The sequence below is a fragment of the Xanthomonas sp. SHU 308 genome (assembly GCF_000364645.1).
GTDB lineage: Bacteria > Pseudomonadota > Gammaproteobacteria > Xanthomonadales > Xanthomonadaceae > Xanthomonas_A > Xanthomonas_A sontii.
This window is the reverse complement of sequence record NZ_AQOK01000820.1, coordinates 1-431: the sequence shown is the minus strand read 5'-3', so window position 1 is coordinate 431 and position 431 is coordinate 1. Positions and strand designations below refer to the sequence as shown.

At 76.6% G+C, this 431-nt stretch carries 1 protein-coding gene; it reads right to left on the bottom strand.

Annotated elements, in window-relative coordinates:
• Positions 1–431: hypothetical protein (locus D588_RS25820; protein WP_017917480.1), on the bottom strand; the 431-nt coding region annotated here is incomplete at both ends.

Sequence of the window (431 nt, the reverse complement as noted above, 5' to 3'; positions counted from 1 at the left end):
CGCGCGGCGCCGAGCTGGCGGCGCAGGGTCGCGGCCTGCGCCGCGGAGTCGGCGCGCAGGTCCAGCCACCAGCGCGACTGGCCGCTGCCGCCGCTGGGGATCAGGTCGGCGTTGAAGCCGGCACGGGCCAGTTCCTGGCGGCGGCGCTCGGCGCCTTCGCGGCTGCGGTACTGGCCCAGGGCGATGGCATTGCCGGCATCGCCCTGGCGCAACGGGTAATAGTCGCGGATGCCGGCGGCGACGATGCGCTCGGTGGCCTGTTTGAGGCCGTCCTCGCCGCCGATGGTCGGCAGGATCACGCGGAAGCTGGTGGCATCGCTGTCTGCCGCCTCGCGCAGGCGCGGACGCGGCGCTCCCGGGGCCAGCGCGGCGACGGCGGCCTGCGCCGCGTCGCGGTCCGGGTACGGTCCTACGCTCAGGCACACCGCCGC